General features: G+C 63.3%; 28 protein-coding genes. 14 read left to right on the top strand and 14 right to left on the bottom strand.

The window, feature by feature from the left end; all coding sequences use genetic code 11:
• Positions 1-7: 7 nt before the first annotated feature.
• The 6 genes from EN850_RS08370 to EN850_RS08345 all read left to right on the top strand — a co-directional run bounded on the left by EN850_RS08370 (position 8) and on the right by EN850_RS08345 (position 4,859).
• Entirely contained in the window at positions 8-649 is a 642-nt protein-coding gene (locus tag EN850_RS08370; RefSeq protein WP_135867490.1) for a 50S ribosomal protein L25/general stress protein Ctc, read from the top strand.
• 23 nt (positions 650-672) lie between these two features.
• A complete protein-coding gene (pth, locus tag EN850_RS08365) occupies positions 673-1,410 on the top strand; it encodes an aminoacyl-tRNA hydrolase (protein WP_127869760.1) in 738 nt (245 codons plus the stop codon).
• Between the two features lie 96 nt (positions 1,411-1,506).
• Positions 1,507-2,610, top strand: a complete 1,104-nt coding sequence (gene ychF / locus EN850_RS08360; protein WP_127276055.1) for a redox-regulated ATPase YchF — start codon at positions 1,507-1,509, stop codon at positions 2,608-2,610.
• A gap of 234 nt (positions 2,611-2,844) precedes the next feature.
• Positions 2,845-3,819: a magnesium/cobalt transporter CorA gene (gene corA, locus EN850_RS08355; RefSeq protein WP_135929209.1), complete on the top strand. Its 975-nt coding sequence runs from the start codon at positions 2,845-2,847 to the stop codon at positions 3,817-3,819.
• A 114-nt stretch (positions 3,820-3,933) separates the two neighbouring features.
• A complete protein-coding gene (locus EN850_RS08350) occupies positions 3,934-4,404 on the top strand; it encodes a MaoC family dehydratase (protein ID WP_189591026.1) in 471 nt (156 codons plus the stop codon).
• Positions 4,401-4,859 carry a MaoC family dehydratase gene (locus EN850_RS08345; protein ID WP_127276057.1) on the top strand — a complete coding sequence of 153 codons (459 nt, stop codon included), beginning with the start codon at positions 4,401-4,403 and terminating at the stop codon, positions 4,857-4,859. The genes EN850_RS08350 and EN850_RS08345 overlap by 4 nt, the downstream gene beginning before the upstream one ends.
• A 42-nt stretch (positions 4,860-4,901) precedes the next feature.
• Here the strand turns inward: EN850_RS08345 and EN850_RS08340 are convergent, their stop codons facing one another.
• The 5 genes from EN850_RS08340 to petA all read right to left on the bottom strand — a co-directional run bounded on the left by EN850_RS08340 (position 4,902) and on the right by petA (position 9,299).
• Positions 4,902-5,447 (bottom strand): adenine phosphoribosyltransferase, encoded by a 546-nt coding sequence (locus EN850_RS08340; protein ID WP_027143364.1) that lies wholly within the window; start codon positions 5,445-5,447, stop codon positions 4,902-4,904.
• A gap of 228 nt (positions 5,448-5,675) precedes the next feature.
• Positions 5,676-6,371, bottom strand: coding sequence for a phosphatase PAP2 family protein (locus tag EN850_RS08335; RefSeq protein WP_136090976.1), 696 nt, complete (start codon positions 6,369-6,371; stop codon positions 5,676-5,678).
• Positions 6,372-6,520: 149 nt separating this feature from the next.
• On the bottom strand, positions 6,521-7,393 hold the full coding sequence (locus tag EN850_RS08330; protein WP_127276059.1) for a cytochrome c1: 873 nt from the start codon (positions 7,391-7,393) through the stop codon (positions 6,521-6,523).
• 27 nt (positions 7,394-7,420) lie between these two features.
• Positions 7,421-8,722 (bottom strand): cytochrome b N-terminal domain-containing protein, encoded by a 1,302-nt coding sequence (locus tag EN850_RS08325; protein ID WP_127276060.1) that lies wholly within the window; start codon positions 8,720-8,722, stop codon positions 7,421-7,423.
• Positions 8,723-8,738: 16 nt separating this feature from the next.
• Positions 8,739-9,299 carry a ubiquinol-cytochrome c reductase iron-sulfur subunit gene (gene petA, locus EN850_RS08320; protein ID WP_127276061.1) on the bottom strand — a complete coding sequence of 187 codons (561 nt, stop codon included), beginning with the start codon at positions 9,297-9,299 and terminating at the stop codon, positions 8,739-8,741.
• Positions 9,300-9,613: 314 nt separating this feature from the next.
• On the opposite strand from petA, the gene EN850_RS08315 reads away from it, so the two are divergent.
• The gene (locus EN850_RS08315; protein WP_127276062.1) at positions 9,614-9,958 is read left to right on the top strand and encodes a cupin domain-containing protein; all 345 of its coding nucleotides are present in this window, start codon (positions 9,614-9,616) and stop codon (positions 9,956-9,958) included.
• Positions 9,959-10,041: 83 nt separating this feature from the next.
• Positions 10,042-10,926, top strand: a complete 885-nt coding sequence (locus EN850_RS08310) for an alpha/beta hydrolase (RefSeq protein WP_136090975.1) — start codon at positions 10,042-10,044, stop codon at positions 10,924-10,926.
• Here the strand turns inward: EN850_RS08310 and EN850_RS08305 are convergent.
• The 5 genes from EN850_RS08305 to EN850_RS08285 are packed head-to-tail and all read right to left on the bottom strand — an operon-like array spanning position 10,907 to position 16,075.
• On the bottom strand, positions 10,907-11,218 hold the full coding sequence (locus EN850_RS08305) for a DUF6665 family protein (RefSeq protein WP_136090974.1): 312 nt from the start codon (positions 11,216-11,218) through the stop codon (positions 10,907-10,909). The two genes, EN850_RS08310 and EN850_RS08305, sit on opposite strands and share 20 nt — an antisense overlap.
• 1 nt (position 11,219) lies before the next feature.
• The gene (locus EN850_RS08300) at positions 11,220-11,723 is read right to left on the bottom strand and encodes a GNAT family N-acetyltransferase (RefSeq protein WP_136090973.1); all 504 of its coding nucleotides are present in this window, start codon (positions 11,721-11,723) and stop codon (positions 11,220-11,222) included.
• Positions 11,724-11,727: 4 nt separating this feature from the next.
• The gene (locus tag EN850_RS08295; RefSeq protein ID WP_136090972.1) at positions 11,728-13,611 is read right to left on the bottom strand and encodes an ABC transporter ATP-binding protein; all 1,884 of its coding nucleotides are present in this window, start codon (positions 13,609-13,611) and stop codon (positions 11,728-11,730) included.
• Between the two features lie 10 nt (positions 13,612-13,621).
• Complete coding sequence (locus tag EN850_RS08290; protein WP_127869767.1) at positions 13,622-15,523, bottom strand: ABC transporter ATP-binding protein; 1,902 nt, start codon at positions 15,521-15,523, stop codon at positions 13,622-13,624.
• 30 nt (positions 15,524-15,553) lie between these two features.
• Entirely contained in the window at positions 15,554-16,075 is a 522-nt protein-coding gene (locus tag EN850_RS08285) for a hypothetical protein (protein ID WP_189524053.1), read from the bottom strand.
• Positions 16,076-16,358: 283 nt separating this feature from the next.
• On the opposite strand from EN850_RS08285, the gene EN850_RS08280 reads away from it, so the two are divergent.
• Together EN850_RS08280 and soxR are read left to right on the top strand one after the other, a co-directional pair.
• Complete coding sequence (locus tag EN850_RS08280) at positions 16,359-16,817, top strand: tRNA (cytidine(34)-2'-O)-methyltransferase (RefSeq protein ID WP_135915189.1); 459 nt, start codon at positions 16,359-16,361, stop codon at positions 16,815-16,817.
• Positions 16,818-16,946: 129 nt separating this feature from the next.
• Positions 16,947-17,393 (top strand): redox-sensitive transcriptional activator SoxR, encoded by a 447-nt coding sequence (soxR, locus tag EN850_RS08275; protein WP_127276069.1) that lies wholly within the window; start codon positions 16,947-16,949, stop codon positions 17,391-17,393.
• Here soxR and EN850_RS08270 read toward each other — a convergent pair.
• Positions 17,390-17,647, bottom strand: coding sequence for a hypothetical protein (locus EN850_RS08270; protein ID WP_023770299.1), 258 nt, complete (start codon positions 17,645-17,647; stop codon positions 17,390-17,392). The genes soxR and EN850_RS08270 overlap by 4 nt on opposite strands.
• A 132-nt stretch (positions 17,648-17,779) precedes the next feature.
• Between EN850_RS08270 and hemF the strand changes: the two genes are divergently transcribed.
• The 4 genes from hemF to EN850_RS08250 all read left to right on the top strand — a co-directional run bounded on the left by hemF (position 17,780) and on the right by EN850_RS08250 (position 20,930).
• Positions 17,780-18,694: an oxygen-dependent coproporphyrinogen oxidase gene (hemF, locus tag EN850_RS08265; RefSeq protein ID WP_135915188.1), complete on the top strand. Its 915-nt coding sequence runs from the start codon at positions 17,780-17,782 to the stop codon at positions 18,692-18,694.
• Between the two features lie 152 nt (positions 18,695-18,846).
• Positions 18,847-19,032, top strand: coding sequence for a DUF1059 domain-containing protein (locus tag EN850_RS08260; protein WP_027047304.1), 186 nt, complete (start codon positions 18,847-18,849; stop codon positions 19,030-19,032).
• Between the two features lie 245 nt (positions 19,033-19,277).
• Positions 19,278-19,856 (top strand): hypothetical protein, encoded by a 579-nt coding sequence (locus tag EN850_RS08255; RefSeq protein WP_136090971.1) that lies wholly within the window; start codon positions 19,278-19,280, stop codon positions 19,854-19,856.
• 87 nt (positions 19,857-19,943) lie between these two features.
• Positions 19,944-20,930, top strand: a complete 987-nt coding sequence (locus EN850_RS08250) for a S8 family serine peptidase (RefSeq protein ID WP_127280919.1) — start codon at positions 19,944-19,946, stop codon at positions 20,928-20,930.
• A 48-nt stretch (positions 20,931-20,978) separates the two neighbouring features.
• Here EN850_RS08250 and EN850_RS08245 read toward each other — a convergent pair whose 3' ends face one another.
• Genes EN850_RS08245 through EN850_RS08235 form a run of 3 tightly spaced genes read right to left on the bottom strand, consistent with a single transcriptional unit; the run spans position 20,979 to position 23,499 of the window.
• On the bottom strand, positions 20,979-22,241 hold the full coding sequence (locus EN850_RS08245) for a CCA tRNA nucleotidyltransferase (RefSeq protein ID WP_127869772.1): 1,263 nt from the start codon (positions 22,239-22,241) through the stop codon (positions 20,979-20,981).
• A complete protein-coding gene (locus tag EN850_RS08240; protein ID WP_127869773.1) occupies positions 22,238-22,870 on the bottom strand; it encodes a CoA pyrophosphatase in 633 nt (210 codons plus the stop codon). The genes EN850_RS08245 and EN850_RS08240 overlap by 4 nt, the downstream gene beginning before the upstream one ends.
• Positions 22,870-23,499: a DUF1285 domain-containing protein gene (locus tag EN850_RS08235; protein ID WP_127280907.1), complete on the bottom strand. Its 630-nt coding sequence runs from the start codon at positions 23,497-23,499 to the stop codon at positions 22,870-22,872. The genes EN850_RS08240 and EN850_RS08235 overlap by 1 nt, the downstream gene beginning before the upstream one ends.
• Positions 23,500-23,564: the final 65 nt, after the last annotated feature.

Below are 23,564 nucleotides of genomic sequence, written 5' to 3'. Positions count from 1 at the left end.
AAAAGCCATGAGCCACGATACTTACGAGCTCAAGGCCGAAGCGCGCGAACAGGTCGGTAAGGGGTCCGCCCGAGCAGTTCGCCGCAACGGTAAAGTGCCTGCAGTAATTTACGGTGACAAGCAGCCTCCCCTGGCGATTGCGCTCACCTACAAGGACATCTTCTACAAGATCCATGGCGGCGGGTTCCTGACCACGGTCGCCACGATCGATGTCGACGGCAAGAAGATCCAGGTCCTGCCGAAGGACTTCCAGCTCGACCCGGTCAAGGACTTCCCGATGCATGTGGATTTCCTGCGCATCGGCAAGGACACGGAAGTCAATGTCGACGTGCCTGTCCACTTCATCAATGAAGACAAGTCGCCCGGCATCAAGCGCGGCGGCGTGCTCAACATCGTGCGTCACGAGGTCGAGTTCCACTGCCCGGCCAATGCGATCCCGGAATTCATCACCGTCGATCTCACCGGCGCCGACATCGGCGATTCGATCCATATCTCGGCGGTCAAGCTGCCGGCTGGCGTCAAGCCGGTCATCTCCGATCGCGACTTCACCATCGCGACCATTGCCGGTTCGGCGGCGATGAAGCCGGAGACGGAAGAGACGGCTGAGGTTGCGGCCCCCGAAGCGGCTCCTGCCGCCGAAGAGAAGTAACTCTTTCACGCCCGGAGCAGACGATGCCAGGGAAGACGGCGCTTGTCTTTGCAGGCCTCGGCAATCCGGGCGCGAAATATGCTGAAAACCGGCACAATGTCGGCTTCATGGCGGCGGACGCTATCGCCCGCCGCCATTCCTTTTCGCCCTGGTCGAAGAAGTTCCAGGGCCTGATCGCCGAGGGCACGCTCGGCGGTGAAAAGATCATCCTGATCAAGCCGCAGACCTTCATGAACCTGTCCGGCCAGTCGGTCGGGGAAGCGCTGCGCTTCTACAAGCTCGACCTTTCCGCCCTCACCGTCTTCTATGACGAGATCGATCTTGCCGAAGGCAAGCTGCGCATCAAGACCGGCGGCGGTGCCGGCGGCCACAACGGCATCCGCTCGATCGATGGCCATGTCGGCAACGCCTATCGCCGCGTGCGCATCGGCGTCGGCCATCCCGGCGTCAAGGAAATGGTCCAGCATCATGTGCTCGGCGATTTCGCCAAGGCCGACCGCGACTGGCTCGACCCGTTGCTCGACGCGATCGCCGACAACGCTGCCATGATCGTCAAGGGCGACGAATCCGGCTTCATGAACAAGGCCGCCCTTGCCGTACAGGGCAAGGCGGGCGCCGAACCGGAAAAGCCGGCGCAAAAACAGGCTCCGAAACAGCAAAGCCATGTCCGCCAGGCCCGCCCCCAGCAGGCGCCCGCCAAGCTGCCCGAGACCGGCCCGATGGCGGCGATGCTGAAGAAACTGTTCGGCAACAAGGACTGAGCCGCGGGACCATCGGCGTTACAGGGCTTGACGTTCCCAACCCCTATCGCCCATAGCCCTCATCAAATTTCGCTTTTCCCGATAGGACCGGACAAAATGGGTTTCAAATGCGGCATCGTTGGCTTGCCCAATGTCGGCAAGTCGACGCTCTTCAACGCGCTGACGAGGACGGCCGCCGCACAGGCCGCCAACTATCCGTTCTGCACCATCGAACCGAACACCGGCGAGGTGGCGGTGCCGGACCCGCGCCTGCAGAAGATCGCCGCGATCGGCAAGTCGAAGGAGATCATCCCGACTCGCATCTCCTTCGTCGATATTGCCGGCCTGGTGCGCGGCGCCTCTAAGGGCGAAGGGCTGGGGAACCAGTTTCTCGCCAACATCCGCGAGGTCGACGCCATCGTCCACGTGCTGCGCTGCTTCGAGGATGACGACATCACCCATGTCGAGGGCCGCATCGACCCCGTCGCCGACGCCGAGACGGTCGAGACCGAGCTGATGCTTGCCGACCTCGACAGCCTCGAGCGCCGCATCGTGCAATTCCGCAAGCGCGCCGGCAGCAAGGACAAGGAAGCCACCGCCGTGCTGCCGATGATGGAGGCAGCGCTCGAGTTGCTGCAGGCCGGCAAGCCGACCCGCATCCTGCTCAAGGGTATTTCGGCCGAAGATTTGCGCATCCTGCAGGGGCTGAACCTGCTCACCTCGCATCCAGTGCTCTATGTCTGCAACGTCGCCGAGGCCGATGCCGCGACCGGCAACGAGCACACAAAGGCTGTGGAGAAAATGGCCGCCGCGCAGGGCGCCGGCACCGTAGTGATCTCGGCGGCGATCGAGGCGGAAGTCGCCCAGCTTTCCGACGAGGAGGAAATGGAATTCCTATCCTCGCTCGGCCTCGACGAGCCCGGCCTGAACAAGGTGATCCGTGCCGGCTACGACCTGTTGCACCTCATCACCTATTTTACCGTTGGGCCGAAGGAGACGCGCGCCTGGACCGTGCACAAGGGCGACAAGGCACCTCAGGCGGCCGGCGTCATCCACACCGATTTCGAGCGCGGCTTCATCCGCGCCCAGACCATCGCCTACAACGACTTTGTCACGCTGGGCGGGGAAGTGGCGGCCAAGGAAGCCGGCAAGGCGCGCGATGAAGGCAAGGAATATGTCGTCCAGGACGGCGACATCATGCTGTTCAAGTTCAACACATGACCCTCCTGCCCAGTCGACAATGTCTGGGCGGAAGTAGAGCCGACGAAGCTTTCGTACCACCGGCTCCTCGACGAATTTTTCTGAGTGGCCGATGCCAGCCGGCCCTGCTCGGCTTGTCTTGATTTTGTCATGCCGCGGGTCTAAGCGGCAGCCACACGGTCGGCGTGCGACGAAAAACCGTGCAATCCGACACGATGCGTAACCTCAACGCGGCTCTGGCAGGGAGATTCGGCGATGATCAAGGCCTTCGTCGTCGACAATGATCGCCTGCGCCTCACCGACGACCTGCTGGTCAATGGCGACAAGGTCGTCTGGGCCGATCTCGTCAATCCGACCAAGGAGGAAGAGGCCACCATCGAAAGCTGGCTCGGCATCGCCATCCCGACCCGCGAGGAGATGGAGGAGATCGAGATTTCAAGCCGCCTCTATATCGAGGACGGCGCCTACTTCATGACCGCCACCTTGCCCGCGCAGACCGAGGTCGACGATCCCCTGATGTCGCCGGTCACCTTCGTGCTCGCCGGCGCCAGGCTGATCACCGTACGCTATCACGAACCGAAGGCGTTCAAGACCTTCCCGCTGCGCGCCGAGAAGGTGGCGACCGGCTGCAGCAGCGGCGACACCATCCTGATCGGCCTGCTGGAGGCGATCGTCGACCGCCTCGCCGACATCCTCGAGCGCGCCGGCCGCGATGTCGAAGTGATTTCGCGCGACATCTTCGAGGCGCGCTCGACCAAGGTGTCGAAGCGCAACCGCGACTTCCAGGAACTGCTGAAGGCCATCGGCCGCAAGGAAGACATCGCCTCCTCCATCCGTGACAGCCTGATCTCGCTGCAGCGGCTGGCGGGTTTCCTCGCCCATGTCGCGACTCTGACCAAGATGAGCAAGGACGTCCGCGCCCGCATCAAGACCCTGTCGCGCGACGTGCTGTCGCTTGCCGACCACGCCACCTTCCTGTCGCAGAAGATCTCCTTCCTGCTCGACGCCACGCTCGGCATGATCTCGATCGAGCAGAACGCCATCATCAAGATCTTCTCCGTCGCCGCCGTCATCTTCCTGCCGCCGACACTCGTCGCCTCGATCTACGGCATGAATTTCGATGTCATCCCCGAGCTGAAGTGGGAGTTCGGCTATCCCTTCGCCATTGCCATGATGGTGATCTCGGCGATCCTGCCTTTCTGGTATTTCCGCCGCCGCGGCTGGCTCTGAACGCCCGCTGCCTGGGCCTGGCTCACCAGAAAGGGCTTGACCAAACCGCCCGCGGCCTGCATCCGGGTTTTCCGATCCAAAGGGATCGCGCATTCTACAACCGGATTGCTGACCATGACCGGAAAGACATGGGCGTATGAGGACTTCGTCGAGGGGACCTCGTTCGACCTCGGCGCGAAAAAAGTAAGCGCGGCCGAGATCATCGAGTTCGCCAGCGAGTTCGACGCTCAGCCGATGCATCTCGACGAGGAGGCCGGCAAGGCCAGCATCCTCGGTGGCCTCTCGGCCTCGGGCTGGCACACCTGCGCCATGTTCATGCGCATGCTGTGCGATGCCTTCCTGCTGGATTCCACCTGCCAGGGCGCGCCCGGCGTCGATCAGGTCAAATGGAAGAAGCCGGTGCTCGCCGGCGATACGCTGCGGGGCAACCTGGTGGTTCTCGCCAGGCGCCTGTCGAAATCGAAGCCGCAACTCGGCTTCGTGACCATGCGCAGCGAACTGGTCAACCAGCGCGGCGAAAGTGTCTTCGAGCTCGAGAACTCCATCATGTTCCTGACGCGCGATGCCGCTGGGAGCCTGTCATGACATTGGACGAATTCTTCCGCATCGGCACCACGGTGACGCTGGGCTCGCACACATTCGAGCCCGAGGCGATCAAGGCGTTCGCCCGCAAATACGACCCTCAGATCTTCCATATCGACGAGGAGGCGGCGAGGAAGAGCGTGCTTGGCGGGCTCTGCGCCTCCGGCTGGCACACCGCGGCCACCTGGATGAAGCTTAATCTGGAAACCCGCCTGGACGCCGAAGGCTGGGACGGCCCGGTGCCCGAATTCGGCCCCTCGCCCGGATTCAAGAACCTGAAATGGCTAAAGCCCGTCCATGCCGGGCAAACCATCACCTTCGCACGCACGGCGCTTTCCCACCGCCCCATAGCGTCCCGTCCCGGCTGGCGGTTGCTGGCGCTGCTCTGCGAGGCCTCCGATTCGACCGGCGCCAAGGTGCTGGAATTCGAGAGCGCCGTGCTGGTGAAGGTGGAATGAGGTGTCTTTCCCTTCTCCCACAAGGGGAGAAGGGAAAAATGCTCAATGCCCCTCGAACCCGATCAGCGTCCTCACCGGCACGCCGAGCGCTTCGAGCTTGGCGCGTCCGCCCAGATCCGGCAGGTCGATGACGAAGCAGGCGGCGAGGATGTCGGCGCCGATCTGGCGCAGCAGCTTGACCGCCGCTTCCGCCGTGCCGCCGGTGGCGATCAGGTCGTCGACCAGGATGACCTTCTCGCCGGGCGCGACGCCGTCCTTGTGCATCTCCATCTCATCCAGCCCGTATTCCAGGCTGTAGGCGACGCGCACGGTCTCGTAAGGCAGCTTGCCCTTCTTGCGGATCGGCACGAAGCCGGCCGAGAGCTGGTGGGCGACGGCGCCGCCGAGGATGAAGCCGCGCGCCTCGATACCGGCGATCTTGTCGATCTTCTGCCCGGCATAGGGATGCACCAGCTCGTCGATGGCGCGGCGGAAGGCGCGTGCGTTGCCGAGCAGCGTGGTGATGTCGCGAAACAGGATGCCGGGCCTGGGATAGTCCGGGATGGTTCGGATCGACGCCAGCAGCGTGTCTTCGAGAGAGGATTTCATGAAGCGGCTCCGGGTGATCCAGCTGACAGAAGCGAAACGGCGCGGGGCCGATCGTAGCCCGGCGCGGCCGACAACGGCTAGCGCGATGTGACGGTCGACACAAGCACGTCCGGCAAAGGATATGGCGGCAAACGCGAGGCGATTTCCTTGCAGTGGGCGCAGGCCGCGGCCGACACGAAAAGGGGCGCCCGAAGGCGCCCCGCTCGGAAAGATGGCTACCGGCCAGTCCTACATGCCGAGATCGGAGCGAAGCTCCGCCCTGGCCACTTCGTACTCGGCCTTGAAATCGTCGCGGTTGAGCAGGACCGCGGCGATGACGCTGCCGGAAATCTTGCCCATCTCGACGTCGGACGGATAATGGATGCCGCCGACGATGCGGTTGTGGGCGAACTCGGCCGCGCGCGCCATGATCTGGGCCCGCTTTTCCGGAACCATGTCGGCCAGGATGATGCCCATCATCGTGCCGACGGTCGCATGGCCGGACGGCCAGGAACCGGAGCTCGACAGCTTGACCACCGGCTTGACGAGATCGCTGAGCTGGTGCGGACGCGGACGCTTCCAGACGTCCTTGGCCGGATCGACGACGGCGCCTTCGGTCTCCACCACGCGATCGAAGAAGGCGCTGAATTTCGGCAGCTTGTCCTTGTTGAAATCCGGCCCCATGACATCGGCGAAACGCCAGACGTTTTCCTCGGCATCGGCGATGGCGCGGGCTTCCATTTCGGGTGTGCGCGTGACTTGCATGGTCAGCACCTCGCCAAGCTCGGCCTTGGTCTCGGCCGAATCATTGGCCGGAGGCGGCGGCAGGATCATCGTCAGGTCGACATCCTTGTTGGTAATGAAGGGTTTCGCGTCTTCGGCGCGGGCCGCGGAACCAACGACGAGCAGCAGCAGGCCTGCCGCAAGCGATGCGTATCTTTTCATGGGCGTGATCCTTTGATGAGAGCACCGCAGGATCGCGATGTGCGATGACGGCCATGTGACACCGCCGACGCGTGGCCTGAGCTATCCACCCCAAAAGCAGAAAAGGGCACCTCGCGGCGCCCCTTTTGAATTCCAGACTATGGCATCGCTTAGTGAGCGACGGCTTCCCATACCTTACGCTTGGTCAGGTAGACCAGGGCGCCAAACAGAAGCAGGAACACCAGCACGCGGAAGCCCATCTTCTTGCGGTCTTCCATGTGCGGCTCGGCCGCCCAGGTCAGGAAGGCAGCCACGTCGCGGGAATACTGGTCGATGGTCTGCGGCGAGCCGTCGTCATAGGTCACCTGGCCGTCGGAGAGCGGCTTGGGCATCTTCAGCGACACGCCGGACATGAAGTACGGATTGTAGTGGGTGCCTTCCGGGATGACCATGCCGGCGGGCGGCGTCTCGTCGTAGCCTGTCAGCAGCGAATGGATGTAGTCAGGACCACCCGCATCATACTGGGTGAAGATGTCGAAGACGAACTGCGGGAAGCCGCGCTCGACGCCGCGCGCCTTGGCCAGCAGCGACATGTCGGGCGGCGCCGCGCCGCCATTGGACGCAGCGGCGGCTTCCTCATTGGCGAAGGGCGCCGGGAAATGGTCGGACGGCTTGCCGGGACGGTCGAACATGTCACCGGCATCGTTGGGGCCGTCGTGGATGGTGTATTCTGCTGACAGCGTCTTGATCTGCGCGTCGCTATAGCCGAGGTCCGACAGCGTGCGGAACGCCACCAGGTTCATCGAATGACAGGCCGAGCAGACTTCCTTGTAGACCTTCAGGCCGCGCTGCAGCTGCGCCTTGTCATAGGTGCCGAACGGGCCGGTGAAGCTCCAGCTCATTTCCTTCGGCTCGTTGATCGGGAAATGCGTGGGTGCCGCCGCGTTGTGCGCTTCTTCGGCCGCGAACGCCCAAGTGCCTGCAACCCCAGTGCCGGCGGCCACAAGGCCGACCAGCGCCAGCGAGGTGAGAATCTTCTTCATGCCAAATCCCCTTAGATTCTCTACCGCTCAGCCCTTGGTCTCGGGTGCTGCCGTGGCGCCCGCCGGATGTCCGCCGCCACCCTTGTTCTTTTCGAGCACCGCCTCGGTGATCGAGTTCGGCAGCCTGCGCGGAGTCTCGATCAAGCCGAGCACGGGCAGCGCGACCAGGAAGAAGGCGAAGTAGAACAGCGTCGCCATCTGCGCCATGAACACATAGCTACCTTCCGCCGGCTGCGAGCCCAGCCAGCCCAGCAGGATGGCATCGGCCACGAACAGCCAGAAGAACAGCTTGTACCAGGGCCGGTAGACCGCCGAGCGCACCTTGGAAGTGTCGAGCCACGGCACCAGGAACAGCATGACGATGGCGCCGAACATACACAGCACGCCGCCGAGCTTGGAATTGATCGGGCCGATGTTGAAGGTGATGGCGCGCAGGATCGCGTAGAACGGCAGGAAGTACCATTCCGGAACGATATGGGCCGGCGTCTTCAGCGGGTTGGCGACCGTGTAGTTGTCCGGATGGCCGAGATAGTTCGGCAGGTAGAAGACGAAGTAGGCGAAGACGAACAGGAACACGATCATGCCGAACGCGTCCTTGATGGTCGCGTAGGGCGTGAAGGCGACGGTATCGGTCTTCGACTTGACCTCGATGCCAGTCGGGTTCGACTGGCCGACGACATGCAGCGCCCAGACGTGCAGCACGACGACGCCGGCAATCATGAACGGCAGCAGGTAATGCAGCGCGAAGAAGCGGTTGAGCGTCGGATTGTCGACGGCGAAGCCGCCGAGCAGCAGTTGCTGGATCCAGTCGCCGACCAGCGGGATGGCGCTGAAGAAGCCGGTGATGACGGTGGCGCCCCAGAAGCTCATCTGCCCCCATGGCAGCACATAGCCCATGAAGCCGGTCGCCATCATCAGGAGGTAGATGATGCAACCCAGGATCCACAGCAGTTCGCGCGGCGCCTTGTAGGAGCCGTAGTAGAGACCGCGGAAGATGTGCAGGTAGACGGCGATGAAGAAGAACGAGGCGCCGTTGGCGTGCATGTAACGCAGGAGCCATCCGGAATTCACGTCGCGCATGATCTTCTCGACCGAACCGAAGGCGAGATTGGTGTCGGCAGTATAGTGCATGGCCAGGACGATGCCGGTCAGGATCTGCGCCACTAGCATGATCGCCAGGATGCCGCCGAAGGTCCACATATAGTTCAGGTTGCGCGGCACCGGATAGGCGATGAAGCTGTCATAGACCATCCTGGGCAGCGGCATGCGGGCGTCGAACCAGCGTTCGATACCGGTCTTCGGCGTATAGGTCGAGTGTCCCTCGCTCATCGAAATATCCCCTGCCTCAACCGATAAGGAGTTTGGTATCGGAAATGAACTTGAATACCGGAATCGCCATGTTCTCCGGTGCCGGGCCTTTGCGGATGCGGCCGGCAGTGTCGTATTGCGAGCCATGGCACGGGCAGAACCAGCCGCCGAAATCGCCTTCCTGGCCGAGCGGAATGCACCCCAGATGGGTGCAGACCTGAACCATCACCATCCAGGCTTCCTTGCCGGGCGTGGTGCGGTTGGCGTCGGTCGCCGGCGCATCGGACGGCAAATTGGCGTTGCGGGCGATCGGATCCTTGAGATCGGAAAGGCTGACGGCCTCGCCGTCCTTCATTTCCTTCTCGGTGCGGTTGCGCACCACGACCGGCTTGCCGCGCCACTTGACGATCAGCGAGCTGCCGGGCGTCAGCGAGGAGACATCGACCTCGACCGAAGCGAGCGCCAGCGTCGAGGCGTCGGGGCGCATCTGGTCGATGAACGGCCAGGCGACGGCACCGGCGCCGACCACAGCGGCCATGCCGGTGGCGACGTAGAGAAAATCTCGACGGTTGGGATCGTGGATGTCGGTTGCGCTCACGGGTGCCTGATCCTTTCGCCTCTTCCGCGCCGGTGGCTGAGCCTTGTTCCCCGCTCAATCACGCCAACCCGACAGCGCATGGCGAACAGGCTAGCGAATTCCTCCGGCATTTGGACTTCGGTTTATGCGTGAAGCCCGTTTTTGTCCAGACGGGTCAAGGCACAAGGGCAGATTGTCGCGGGGACAAAATCCGCTGTCGCGCGGCAAGGCGGCGAATGGCCGCAAAAGGCGGCTAAACAACCGGGAAACAACCGCAAATCCGGCATCGTTGTTTGCCTCGACATAGGCTGCCCGAGTGATCTATTTTCCCTACCATGGTGCATGTCATCGATCGCGAGGAATGGTCTGTTCGTTCCAACCACTGGAAGGGCGAACTGCAAGGCGGCGTCTACGGCTCCAACTCCTGCCTGATCTTCAACTACTTGCCCGATGTCGGCGGCGGCCCGCGGCTGCACGCCCATCCCTATGCGGAGATCTTCATCATTCGCGAGGGAACCGGCCTGTTCACGGTCGGCGACCAGGAGATCGAGGCCTCGGCGGGGCAGATCGTCATCGTGCCGCCGCACACGCCGCACAAATTCACCAATCTCGGTCCAGGTCCGCTGGAAACGACCGACATCCACGAAAACGGTAGCTTCATCACGGAATGGCTGGAGTAATTCCTGCATAGCCCTGGCGGCGTCCCGGTTGGCGCCTAGATCTACGGCATAGGCGCCAACCAGAGAGCCGCCAGAGCCAGGATATGCAAACCTCGACCATCGAAATCGAAGGGCTGAGCATTGCGACCCGCGAGGCAGGCCCCGCTGGTGCGCCGGCTTTCCTTCTGCTGCACGGATGGCCGCAAAGCTCCTACGCCTTCGAGCGGGTAGTCGGCCGGTTGGCGGCCGACTACCGGGTCGTCGCCCCTGACCTGCCCTGCATCGGTGGCTCGCAAGGCGTACCCGAGGCTGGTGACAAGAGAACCTTGGCGAGGCTGATGAGAGGCGTCGCGGAGACTTGCGGGCTGCGCCAGCTCGTGGCCGCCGGCCACGATGTCGGCGGCCAGATCGTATTTGCCTTGTTGAGCGACCATCCTGAGATTCTTTCCGGCGCGGCGATCATGGATGTCGTCATTCCGGGCGTCGCTCCGTGGGAGAAGGTCATTCGCAATCCGCAAATCTGGCATTTCGCCTTTCACGCTATTCCAGCCTTGCCGGAAACGCTGGTCAGCGGCCATCAGAGCGCTTATTTCGACTTCTTCTTCAATGTGCTTTCGAAGGATCGAGCCTCGATCCCTGACGACGCCAGGGAAATCTACGCCAAGGCCTATTCCCGGCCGGAAAGCCTCCAGGCGGGGTTCGACTGGTATCGTGCCTTTCCCGAGGATGCCAAGGCCAATGCCGCGCGGCCCGCGAAGCCGATTGCGGTTCCGGTGCTGTATCTCAGGGGTGCGGCCGAGTCCGGCGACATCGGCGACTATGTCGATGGCCTGCGCGCGGCCGGGCTCTCAAATGTCGAGGGCGACATCATAGCCGACAGCGGACACTTCGTTGCCGATGAAAATCCCGAAGCGCTTGCTGCCCGCCTGGCGCGCTTCCACAGGGAAATCAGCGCGGCAGGTTCCAACTCTACATGGCGCCAAGCCTGACCAGCACGGCTTTGGGGATGTTGTATTCGCGGATGACGGCGTCATGCTTGCGAAGGCCGCACAATTCGCGCTGGATGAAATAGCCGTGAACGGCCGCGGCAGCCTCCTTGAGAAGCAAGGGACGCATGTCCTCGTCGGCATTGCTGGTTAGCCGGGCCAGCGTCTCCTCGACCTTTTGACCGGCGCGGCCAAGTGCCGCCGCCTTCTCGGCGAGGATCTCATGACCAAGCGCGTCGAACGCCGCTTCGGCGGCCGACGCGCCGGCAAGATGAGATGGCGGACGCAAGGACATTTCAGTTCCCTTTCCCGAACACCATGCGGTGGGTGACGAATTCTTCGCCTTCCACGCGCTGAAAGCCAAGCCGTTCATAAAAACCGAAGGCTTCCGGCGGCGCGCGGGTGTTCAACACGGAGAAATATTGGCCGGCCCGATCGATCACGGTCTCGACCAGCATGCGGCCGAGGCCGTTGCGGCGGTGGCGCGCACTGACGAACAGGTGCCGGACCCGGCCCTGGTCCCTGCCCTCGAAATAGGGATCGATGTTCAGCCCGCATACGCCGGCGAGTTCCCGGCCATGCCATAGCCCGAACAGTCCCTCGCCGTGCTTCAGGAACTTGTTGCGGCCGCTTGCCCAGCCATCCGCCAACCGCACCAGCATCCAGTAGCCTTCCAGCCGGCTCTCGTCCTTCAACGCGTCGAAGGCCGCCACGGTTGGTCGCAAACGCTTGAGCACATAGTCGATCTCCGGGCCGACCTCTGGGCCGATCTCCGGGCTCACCTCTGGCGATCCAGCCATGCGCCTACTCCGCCGGCCGCGTCTCTTCGAGCACGCTTTCCTCGTGATAGAGGAAGCCGCCGGACTGGCGCTTCCACAGCCGGGCATAGAGCCCATCGCGCGCCACCAGTTCGTCATGCGTGCCTTGCTCGACGATGCGGCCGCCGTCGAGCACCACCAGGCGATCAAGTGCCGCGATCGTCGACAGCCGGTGCGCGATGGCGATCACGGTCTTGTTCTCCATCAGCCGCGTCAGATTCTCCTGGATCGCCGCCTCGATGTCGGAATCGAGCGCCGACGTCGCCTCGTCGAGGATCAGGATCGGCGCGTCCTTGAGGAAGACGCGGGCGATCGCCACGCGCTGGCGCTGGCCGCCCGACAGCTTGACGCCGCGTTCGCCGACAAAGGCTTCGTAGCCCTGGCGATCCCTGTTGTCGCGCAAGCTCAGGATGAATTCGTGGGCCTCGGCCTTCTTGGCCGCCGCGATCACCTGCGCGTCGGTCGCATCGGGCATGCCGAGCTTGATGTTGTCGCGCAGCGAGCGATGGAACAGGGCGGTGTCCTGGCTGACGACGCCGATATTGGCGCGCAGCGAATTCTGCGTCACACCGGAGACGTCCTGGCCGTCGATGGTGATCCGGCCGCTTTCGAGGTCGTAGAGGCGCAGGATCAGGTTGGCCAACGTCGTCTTGCCGGCGCCCGATGGCCCGACCAGCCCGACCTTCTCGCCCGGCTTGACGACAAGGTCGACGCCGTTGAGCACGCCAAACCCCTTGCCGTAATGGAACTCGACATTCTTCACGTCGATGCGTCCGCCCGTGACGACCAGCTCTTTCGCGTCCAGTGCGTCGGTCAGCCCCAGCGGCTGCGAGATCAGCGCCTTGGAGTTCTCCAGCACGCCGAGGTTTCGCAAGATACTGTTCATCTGCATCATCAGCCGGCCGAGCAGCATGTTGAGGCGCAGCACCAGCGACAGCGTGAAGGCGACGGCGCCGACGGTGATCGAGCCCTCGACCCAGAGATAGACGGCAAAGCAGCCGATCGCCGTGATCATGATGCCCGACAGCGTCGTCAGCGCCATGCGCACGCCGGTCAACCGGCGGGTGAAGGGGCGCAATGCGTCGAGATAGATGTCGAAGCCGTTCCTGATGTAGCGGTCGTCGCCGTCCGCCGCGAAAAGTTTCAGCGTCTGCACGTTGGAGTAGGAATCGACGATGCGGCCATTGATCATCGAGCCCGCCTCGGCCGTCGCTTCGGCGTGCTTGCGGATTGCCGGCAGATAGCGCCTGGCCAGAAAGCCGAAAGCGGTGATCCAGATCACCACCAATGCCGCCAGCCTGAGATCGAGTCCTGCGACCAGTGCCAGCGTCGTCACCGTATAGACGATCATGAACCAGACGACCTCGATGAAGCTTTCCATCAGGTCGCCGGTCGCCTGCCCCGCCTGCCAGACTTTCGTCGCGATCCGGCCGGCGAAGTCGTTCTGGAAGAAGGCGTAGGACTGGCGCGAGACGTGCCGGTGCGCCTGCCAGCGCACCAGATTGTAGAAGCCGGGCGTGATCGTCTGCTCGTCGACCAGCGCCGAGAGGGCCACGACCATTGTGCGGAGGACCAGCACCACTGCGACCATGAACATCAGTTCGGGGCCGGCGGCGGTCCATAATGCATGCCAGTTCCGCTCGCCGGGCAATTGATCGAGAATATCGACCAGCCGCCCGACGAAATAGAACAGCCCGGCCTCGACCAGCGGCGCGATGCCGCCGACGACCAGCATGGCGAAGAAGGCGAACTTCGCCTGGCCGACATAGTGCCAGAGGAAGCCGGCGACGCTGGCCGGTGGCCGAAGATGCGCCGGCTCCCTGAACGGATAGACCCAGTTTTCGAACCAGCGGTAGACGGCTGTCATCATGCGGCGGCCATCATTCTGCGGCTTGCCCCTTCGCGCCAATGTCGTTGGCGACACTGTCGTTGGCGGCGCCGACCGGACTGTCCTCGAACAGGAATCCACCCGACTGGCGCTGCCAGAGTTGCGCGTAGAGCCCGCCGCCGGCGACCAGTTCCTCGTGCGAACCCTCCTCGATGACGCGGCCCTGGTCCATCACGACGAGCCTGTCCATCGCAGCGATGGTCGACAGCCGGTGCGCGATCGCGATGACGGTCTTGCCCTGCATGAGCTTGTAGAGATTCTCCTGGATGGCGGCTTCCGCCTCGGAATCGAGCGCCGACGTCGCTTCGTCAAGGATAAGAATAGGCGCGTCCTTCAACATAACGCGAGCAATGGCGATGCGTTGCCGCTGGCCACCGGACAGTTTGACGCCGCGGTCGCCGACATAGGCGTCGAAACCCTTGCGGCCGCTATGGTCCGAAAGCGCCGATATGAAATCCAGCGCCTCGGCCCGCCGTGCCGCCTCGACCAACATCTCATCGCTCGCATCGGGCCGGCCATAAAGGATGTTCTCGCGCACCGAACGATGCAGCAGCGAGGTGTCCTGTGTGACCATGCCGATCTGGGCACGCAGCGAATCCTGCTTCACGCCGGCGATCTCCTGGCCGTCGATCAGGATCCGGCCGGATTCCAGGTCGTAGAAGCGCAGGAGGAGATTGACCAGCGTCGACTTGCCGGCGCCCGAGCGTCCGACGATGCCGACCTTCTCGCCCGGTTTCACCGCCAGCGACAGGTTTTCGATGACGCCCTTCTGCTTGCCGTAGTGGAAGCGGATGTCCTCGAAGCGGATATCGCCTTTTGAAACGTTGATCTCCCTGGCATCCGGCCTGTCCTCGACGAGGCGCGGCAGCGAGATGGAGGCAATGCCGTCCTGCACCGTGCCGATATTCTCGAACAGGCCCGACATTTCCCACATGATCCACTGCGACATGCCCCACATCCGGAGCACCAGGCCGATGACCACGGCGACCGCGCCGATCGTCACAGCTTGCCCCATCCACAGCCACAGCGAGATGGCGGTGACCGAGAACAGCAGAAGCGCGTTCAATATGTAGAGCGAGCCGAACAGCACCGTCACCAGCCGCATCGACCGGTAGACCGTGTCGAGGAAGCCCATCATGCCTTCCCTGGCGAAGGCGGCCTCGCGGCGCGAATGACTGAACAGCTTGACCGTCTGGATGTTGGTGTAGCTGTCGACGACGCGGCCGGTCATGGTCGAGCGCGCATTGGCCTGCTCCTCGCCGACCTTGCCCAGGCGCGGGATGAAAAAGCGCAGCAACAGGATGTAGCCGACCAGCCAGACCCCGAGCGGCGCGGCCAGCCGCCAGTCGGCCGAACCGACGATCAGCAGCATGCCGAGGAAATAGACGATGACGTAGTTCAGGACGTCGATCACCTTGATGACGCATTCGCGCACGGCGAGCGCCGTCTGCATCAGCTTGGTGGCGATGCGGCCGGCGAATTCGTCTTGGTAGAAGCTCATCGATTGCTTGAGCAGATAGCGATGCACCTGCCAGCGGATGCGCATGGGATAGTTGCCCATCAGCGTCTGCTGGTTGAGCAGCGAATGCAGCCAAACCGTGCCGGGCAGCGCGAACAGCACGATGAACGCCATGCCGGCGAGCTTCCAGCCCTCCGTCTGCAGGAAGGTCTCGCGGTTCTGCCCCGACAGCCAGTCGACGATGCGGCCAAGGAAGCCGAACATCCACACTTCCGCGATGGCGATGGCCGCCACCAGTACCGCATCGATAAGGATATAGGGCCATGCGCCGCGCGTATAATGCAGGCAGAAGGCAACCAGCGTCTTGGGCGGTTCGACCGGTTCCGCAGCCGGGAACGGATCGAGCCTTCTTTCAAACCAGCTAAACAACAACATTAGGGCATGCCTGTAAAATCTGTTTTCCGCTTACGCGGCTTGGCGACGTACAAAGTCCTCGGATCGCATGGCGTCGAGGGCCGACGCTCCGGAATCATCCGGAGCGTCGGCCCTGCTTCGCGCAATATAGGGGCTCGCCGGCTTTTCGCCGACAGCCACCTTTGTCGATGCTGACGACACGGTGCCACCAGTGCGGTTTTTCGCGCCCGGCCGGATCAGCCGGATGATGCGGCGCACCAGCGACGGTCGGCTCAGGTCGGGAACCGCGTGCGAGAAATCGACATCCGGCAGCATGCCGCGATGCGGACGCCGGCGCACTTCGGCATGAACCGCCGACGAATAGGTTTCGCCGATCAGCAGCGCCCAGGTCGGCAGCCGGTGGATATGCAGGCTCCTCGAGCCCGGTATTCTGTATGGATCGAACATCGGTCCGTCCTCCGTGTTGAAATAGAGATAAAAAGGATGATCGACATCGTGCCGCGGGATCGGCGGCGGATCAGTCGGAACGCGTTGGGACGGGGCCATCGGCCCCTTCGGCAGCTTGAAAAACATCGCAGGATTCCTTCGAAGACCAGGGTATGGTTTCGGCGGAGATCGGTGCGGAAGTGCCTAAAAGATCAGGAGAAACGTCGTACCGAAACCGCCAGGGCGCAAGTAAGCCCACGGGTGGGGCGCTGGATGTGCATGGTCATCATGAATTACCCCTCCATCGGTTCGGGTTGACAATGCTGGTCGTATACCCGACTTCGAAAAAAATGGCCACCCGCAGGTCCAGGAATTTCCAAAACCAGGAAGCTGCTGTGGCCGATCTGCCACTTATTAGAAGGACGCGAAAGTGAACCGTGGTCTCCGCATCGCGCTCTACCAGCCTGACATAGCCGGCAATACCGGGACAATCCTGCGCTTCGCCGCTTGCCTCGGCCTTGGCGTCGACATCATCGAGCCGGCCGGCTTCCCGCTTTCCGACAGAGCGCTCAGGCGCGCCGGCATGGACTATCTCGAAATGGCCGCCCTGACCCGGCATGTCGACTGGAATGCCTTCGAGGAGTGGCGCAAGGCCCGCGCGGACCGGCTGGTGTTGCTGTCGACCAGGGCCACGGCCCCCTACACCGACTTCAGCTTCACCGACCGCGACATCCTCCTGTTTGGCCGCGAATCCGCGGGCGTGCCGGATCCAGTCCATCAGGCGGCGGATGTTCGGCTGACGATCCCGATGCAGCCCACCGCGCGCAGCCTCAACGTCGCCCTTTCCGTGGCCATGGTGGCGGGCGAAGCCATCCGGCAACTCGGCTAGGGGATCGCCGGCAGCGCGGTCCGCGGTGATTTTTGCCCAGGCGCACATCCGCCTTCTCCTTCGTTTGCACATCCAGGCTTTCTTGGCTACAAGCTCAACTTAACTTGAGGTCAAGGGGAAAGTGCGAAGATGGCGCCGGTAACGGAATTGACGGTCGGCCAAGTGGCCGCGCGCAGCGGCGTGGCGGTGTCGGCGCTGCATTTCTATGAAGCCCGCGGGCTGATTCGCAGCCACCGCACCTCCGGCAACCAGCGCCGCTACGGCCGCGATGTCCTGCGACGCGTGGCCATAATCCGGATTGCCCAGGAGGTCGGCATCACGCTCGCGGAGATCGGTGTCGCACTTGAATCATTACCTGAAGGCCGCACCCCGACGCGCGAGGATTGGAATCTGCTTTCAACGGCTTGGCGCGATAGCCTCGATCAGAAAATCAGCCAGCTGAAGAAACTGCGCGACGGGCTGACCGACTGCATCGGCTGCGGCTGCATGTCGATCGACAAATGCCCGCTGAGGAACAAGGGGGATCGGCTTGCCGGGGAGGGAACTGGCGCGAGAAGGCTGTTGGTCGAGCGTTAATCCGCTGCCGGCAGGCGCCTGATCGTGAACTCGATCAGATCGCCCGGGCGCTCGAACCAGCTTTCGATCTCGGTCCAGTAGGCCTGCTTGGGAAAGCGCTCGAACCATTCCTTGGCCTTGAGCCGGGCATCGGAGCGCGGCAGGACGAACGTCTCGCGCAAAAAGCCGTCGCGTGGCATACGCGCGCGCTCGGCCCGGCTTTGGTCGAGCCTTTTCTTCAGGCCATCCAGCGGCGGTCTTGCCGGGGTGCGCACGAAGCAACTCCTTACACCCTAAATCAGACGGGACTTGACCCTGACCCTCAAGAGATTAGGGATCGCGCCGGCAAAAGACGAGTCATTTATCGGGAATCCCCACGACGGGTGGCCCACAACCGGAGACGGCACTTGGAACGACCCGAAATACCGGCAGGGCTGCCCGCCGACATCGAAGAGAAGAAGATGAAGGCCCGGCTCTGGTTCGAGGCGCTGCGCGAGCGCATCTGCGCCGGCTTCGAGCAGATCGAGCAGGACCTGCAGGGCCCGCTCGCCTCATGGTCGCCGGGCCGTTTCGAGAAAACGCCGTGGGAGCGCGATCAGGGCAAGGGCGGCGGGGGCACCATGTCGATGATGCACGGCCGCGTCTTCGAGAAGGTCGGCGTCCACACCTCGACCGTCTATGGCGAGTTCTCGCCCGAGTTCCGCAAGCAGATGCCTGGCGCCGAGGAAGACCCGCGCTTCTGGGCATCGGGCATTTCGCTGATCGCGCATCCCTGGAACCCCAACGTTCCGGCCGTGCACATGAACACGCGTATGGTCGTCACATCCAGGCAATGGTTCGGCGGCGGCGCCGACCTGACGCCGGTGCTCGACCGCCGCCGCACCCAGGATGATCCCGACACGGCAGCCTTCCACCGCGCCATGCAGTTCGCTTGCGAGAAGAACGCCGACGTCGCCGACTATCCGAAATTCAAGGCCTGGTGCGACGAGTATTTCTTCCTGCCGCACCGCAACGAGCCGCGCGGCACCGGCGGCATCTTCTTCGACTGGCTGCATTCGGGCGAGGAGAAAGGCGGCTGGAACGCCGATTTCAACTTCGTCCAGGATGTCGGGCGTTCGTTCCTCGTCGTCTACGGCCACCTCGTGCGCGCCAACTTCAACGAGAACTGGACCGATGGCGACCGCGATGAACAGCTCATCCGCCGCGGCCGCTACGTCGAATTCAACCTGCTGCACGACCGTGGCACCATTTTCGGGCTGAAGACCGGCGGCAATGTCGCCTCGATCCTCTCCAGCCTACCGCCGGAGGTGCGCTGGCCGTAGACGTCCGGTGACAGGACGGCGCACGCAGCTTTGATGCAACCATGCCGCCCCTCCCGTGTTATAGCTTTCGCCCCGCTTACGTCTGACCATCCGACCGTAAGCCAAAAGTGGCGGAGCCTCGACCGGCTCCATGGAGCAAGAGGAGAAATCCCATGAAGCAATTTCACTGCGGGTCGCTCGTTCCCGGCTGCGAATGGCACACACGGGCCGACGAGGAGGCCGAGGTGATGCGCCGCGCCGTCGAGCATATGCGCGAGACGCATGGCGAGACGACCATCCGCGAGACGATGATCGAGGCGATCCGCTCGCGCATCGAGAAGGTCCGCGACGCCGCGTAGGTGCGGCGGCGGGTTTTCAGGTAATAACAAAAGAACCGCGGTGCGCTTGGGTAACGCGTGCCGCGTCGATTTATTTGCGAGACACTGCCTGCATCTCAAAAAATTATATTTGCTCCAGCTAAAATAAACCGTGCGGTAACCGAACCCGTGCGATCGTCGGACTGATTTCCAGACTACAGGGGGCTGCCAGAGAAGCCCGTCGCCGTCAGGCACTGGTCCGGAATCGGTGGGCGAGGTGTTCGCGCATGCGCGAAAAGTCCGGCAATCGTGCCAGTTTGTGCGCAACGGCGCTCCTGCCGTGGGCGCTCCTTGGCGCGTCGCCGGCGATTGCCCAGGACATGACGACATCGCTCATCGACATCCATCAGGGCTCGCCGGTCAGCGACAAGGCGAGAGGCCTGGGTGACGGCGGGTATGAGTTGCAGACCGGAAGCCGGGTATCGTTCAACCAGTGGTACCAGACAAACTGGGTCGACACGCATGTGGACCTGATGACGCAGATCACGCAGGACACCGGTATCCTTTGGGGATTTGGCACTGGGGAACAAGGCGAGAAGTATCGCATCGCGCCCAGCCTCAAGCTCGGATTCCTCACACAGTTGCATCCGAGCGCGAACAGCATCCTGTCCCTGTCGTTCACCACGACCTTCGGCGGCAAGCTCAGCGAAAAGCCCTGCCAGGCCGATTATGGCGATCTGGGCACCCTCAGCGTCAATTGCCGGCTCGCCGCCGGGGAGATGGCACCCGAGGAAACCTTGAAATATCTGGCTAACGCTAAACCGGAGAGCCAGCATCTGTGGCTGAATTACCGTGTTACTTTCTGATCGCGAGGGGCCGGGCACGAGATGTCGCGTAGCCGCGGAAGATCCGCGATCCTCCGTCCTAGCTTCTGTTTGAACCGGGGTAAAAACATGTCAAATACGCATTGGAAATTCGCTATTGCCACGGCCCTCGCCCTCCTGCCGGCATCGATTGCCGTGGCTCAGGAAGCTGTCGGTCCAGATCCGCTGTCCGCGCTCTGCGGCGGCGGTCAATCCAACGCATCCATATGCCTGAGCGCAACCCTGCCGGCGGCCACGTCGCAGACCTTGCAAAACTGGATGAGCCCGGATGTCGGGGCCGCATGGCGTGCCGGTTACAAAGGCAAAGGCGTCACCATCACGATCGTCGACGACTTCTCCAGCACCTCGAAGTTCAGCGGCAATTTCGGCATCGGCACCCAGACCCAGCGCCATGGCGAATGGACCCGCGAAGAAGCCAGCATGATCGCGCCGCTGGCGACGATACGGTCGAAAGACTTCTCCACCAGTTCCTCGGTCGCGCTGGCGCCGGGCCTGAACGTGCTCAATCTGAGCTATGGCATGTACGCCAAGGCAGGCTACAGCCCAAGCCAGATCGGATGGAGCGCCGAGGAGGCCTCCATCATCTCCTATGCCACCAAGGGAACGGCCGTGGTTTCGAAGGCCGCGGGCAACGACGCGGTTGCCGTGGGCGGCGTCACCAGCGGCCAGCAGGATTATCTCGACCTCGCCTTGGTCGGAAAGGCATCCGCGATTTTCGTCGGCGCGCTCAACAGCAACGGCACGACGTCGAACAAGGCCACCATGGCCTGGTATTCCAACACCGCCGGCACCAACACGGCTGTGCAGAGCCATTTCCTGGTCGTGGGTGTCACCGGGGACAAGACCGGCCTTTACGGCACCTCTTTCGCCGCGCCGATCGTTGCCGGCTACGCCGCCATCGTGGGCAGCAAGTTCACCAAGGCAACGTCGACCCAGATCACCAACCAGTTGCTGAATACGGCCCGGACCGACACGTTGGCCAACTACAGCGCCTCCGTCTATGGCAAGGGCGAGGCAAGCCTTTCGCGTGCCCTGGCTCCGCTGTCGATCAAGTAGCAGGACGGAACAGCAGGGCAACACCGGCGGAGACCCGGCGTTTCCGACCTACGTGTCAAGCGCTTGCGCGGCGCGTTCGAGCAGCGTGTCGCGATCAGGCGCAAATCCCGCCTCGACCCATTCGGCTTCGAGGTTCTTGAGGATTTCGCCGAGCTTCGGTCCCGGCTTTGCGCCGAGCGCCGTCAGATCGGCCCCTCTGAGCGGAAACTCGGGCCGTTCCCATTTGAGCGCAAAGCCAAGCAGGCGCGAAAAGCCGCCCGCTTGAAGCAATGCGTCATTGTCCTCGACGGCGCGCACCCGCGCCGCGGCAAGCGACAGACGCAGGCGGTCGACAAGCCCTTGCCGGTTGCCGCGATAGAGCCGTTTCGCCAGTTCGCCTTCGGTCGTCTTCGGCTCGACGGCCGTGGTGAGGGCCCAATGGAGCATGCGGTCGGCTTCGGCGGTCGAGAACCTGAGCCTCTCGGCCAACGTCTTCATGCGCGCCGCATCCGGCGGCACGATTGCCTCCAGCCGCAGCATCGGATCCACCGCCCAGCCCAGGTCTTTCTCGGCCTTGGTCAACCCGTGGATCGCATCGATACCCCATTTCTCGCTTTCCGACAGCGCGGCGGTCAGGACACCAGCCTGGCGCATCCACAGCAGTGCGCGTGAGGGATCGGGGGCCGACAAAAGCTTCTTCAGTTCGGACCAGACGCGTTCGGCCGAGAGCTGGCCAAGGCCGTCCTTCAGCCGAGCGCAGGCCTTCAACCCCTCGGCATCCGGCCGGCCGTCGCCATACCAGGCAAAGAAACGGAAGAAGCGCAGGATGCGCAGATAATCCTCGCGGATGCGCGCCTCCGGGTCGCCGATGAAGCGCAGCCGGCGCGCCTCGATGTCGGCGATGCCGCCGACAAGGTCGACAACCCTGCCGTCGGCCTCGGCGTAGAGCGCGTTGATGGTGAAGTCGCGCCGCTCGGCGTCGAGCTTCCAGTCGCGTCCGAACGACACCTTGGCGCGGCGGCCATCGGTCTCGACGTCGGCGCGCAAGGTGGTGACCTCGTAGGGTTTGCCGCCCGCGACCACCGTGATCGTGCCATGTTCGATGCCGGTCGGCACCGCCTTGAAGCCTTCCGCTTCGGCACGGCGGATGGTCTCCTGCGGCAGGCAAGAGGTGGCGATGTCGACGTCGGCGACAGGCTGGCCCATCAGCGCGTTGCGCACGGCGCCGCCGGCGATACGCGCCTCTTCACCGCCTTCGGTGAGCGCGCCAAGCAGGCGCTGCAGATGCTTGTCGGAGAGCCAGTCGGCCCTGCCCGCGATCGAAACACTCACGCATAGAGCCTTTCATAGAGCGTACGGATGATGCCGGCGGTGACGCCCCAGATGCGCCGGTCACCATAGGGCATGTCGTAGAAGAACCATTCGAGATCGTTCCACATGCGGCTGTCGCGCTTGTGATTGGCGGCGTCCATCAGGAAGCGCAGCGGCACCTCGAAGGCGGCATCGACTTCGTCGGCGTTCAAAGCCAATTGGAAACCCGGCCGCACGATGCCGAGCACCGGTGCGATGCGGTAGCCGCTGCCGGCAACGTAATCCGGCATGCGGCCGATGATTTCGATACGATCCTGGCCAAGGCCGATCTCCTCGAAGGTCTCGCGCAGCGCCGCCGCCTCCGGGCTCGCGTCGGTCGCATCGATCGTGCCGCCCGGGAAAGCCACTTGCCCGGAATGATTGCGCAGTCTCTCGGCCCGTTTGGTCAGGAGAACCGTCGCCTCGCCGTCATGGTCGACCACCGGGATCAGCACCGCAGCGTTGCGCAGCGGCTTGCCCGGGTTGAGGCGTGGGTGGCCGGGATTGAAGCGGTGATCGCCATAGTCGTCGCCGGCATGCGCGTCCGGCTGCGCGGCGAAGCGCGCGCGAAAATCCGCCGATGAGAACGGCGCCGGCGATATCTGGTCCATCACGCGCTCAACCGCTTCAACTGATCCGCAGGCATGATCGGAAACACGGCATTCTTCGAGCGCACCGAAAACATCGTCCGGCCGTCGATCTCGATCTCCTCGCCATGCCCCACCAACTCATACATGACCGGCCGCGCCACCAGCGCCTCCAGCCTGCCGCGCACCAGCAGATATGGCTTCAAACCGCCGGTCTCGTTCTCGTCGACGAAGCGCAGCGGCCGCTCCGGCCCGGCCTCGACCACGTCGCCGACATTGGTGCGGAAGGTGATGACCTGATCCTCGCCTTCGCCCGAAACATCCATCTCGACGGCGATGAACGGCGCATCGGCGACGCGGATGCCGACCTTTTCCACCGGCGTCACCAGATAGGTCCTGCCGTCGGCGTCCTTGCGCAGCACGGACGAGAAAAGTTGCACCAGCGGCATGCGGCCGATCGGCGTGCCCAGGTAGAACCAGGTGCCGTCGGCCTTGATCTCCATGTCGAGATCGCCGCAAAAGTCGGGATTCCAGCGCTCGACCGGCGCCGCGCCCTTGCCGGCACGGGCCGCGCGCGAGATCAGCGCCTCGAGGCCTCGGGCCTCGGTGGCCTGCGTAAGGCTTTGTTGGCGATGTTCGTGGTGTTCGCTCATCGTCACGAAATAGTCACTGTTGTTCCGCTTGTCAGCCTAAGTCTGTGATTTAAGTTCCAGCATAG

This window comes from Mesorhizobium sp. M8A.F.Ca.ET.207.01.1.1 (genome assembly GCF_004794715.1).
Classification (GTDB): domain Bacteria; phylum Pseudomonadota; class Alphaproteobacteria; order Rhizobiales; family Rhizobiaceae; genus Mesorhizobium.
This window is presented reverse-complemented; position numbering and strand designations above follow the sequence as displayed.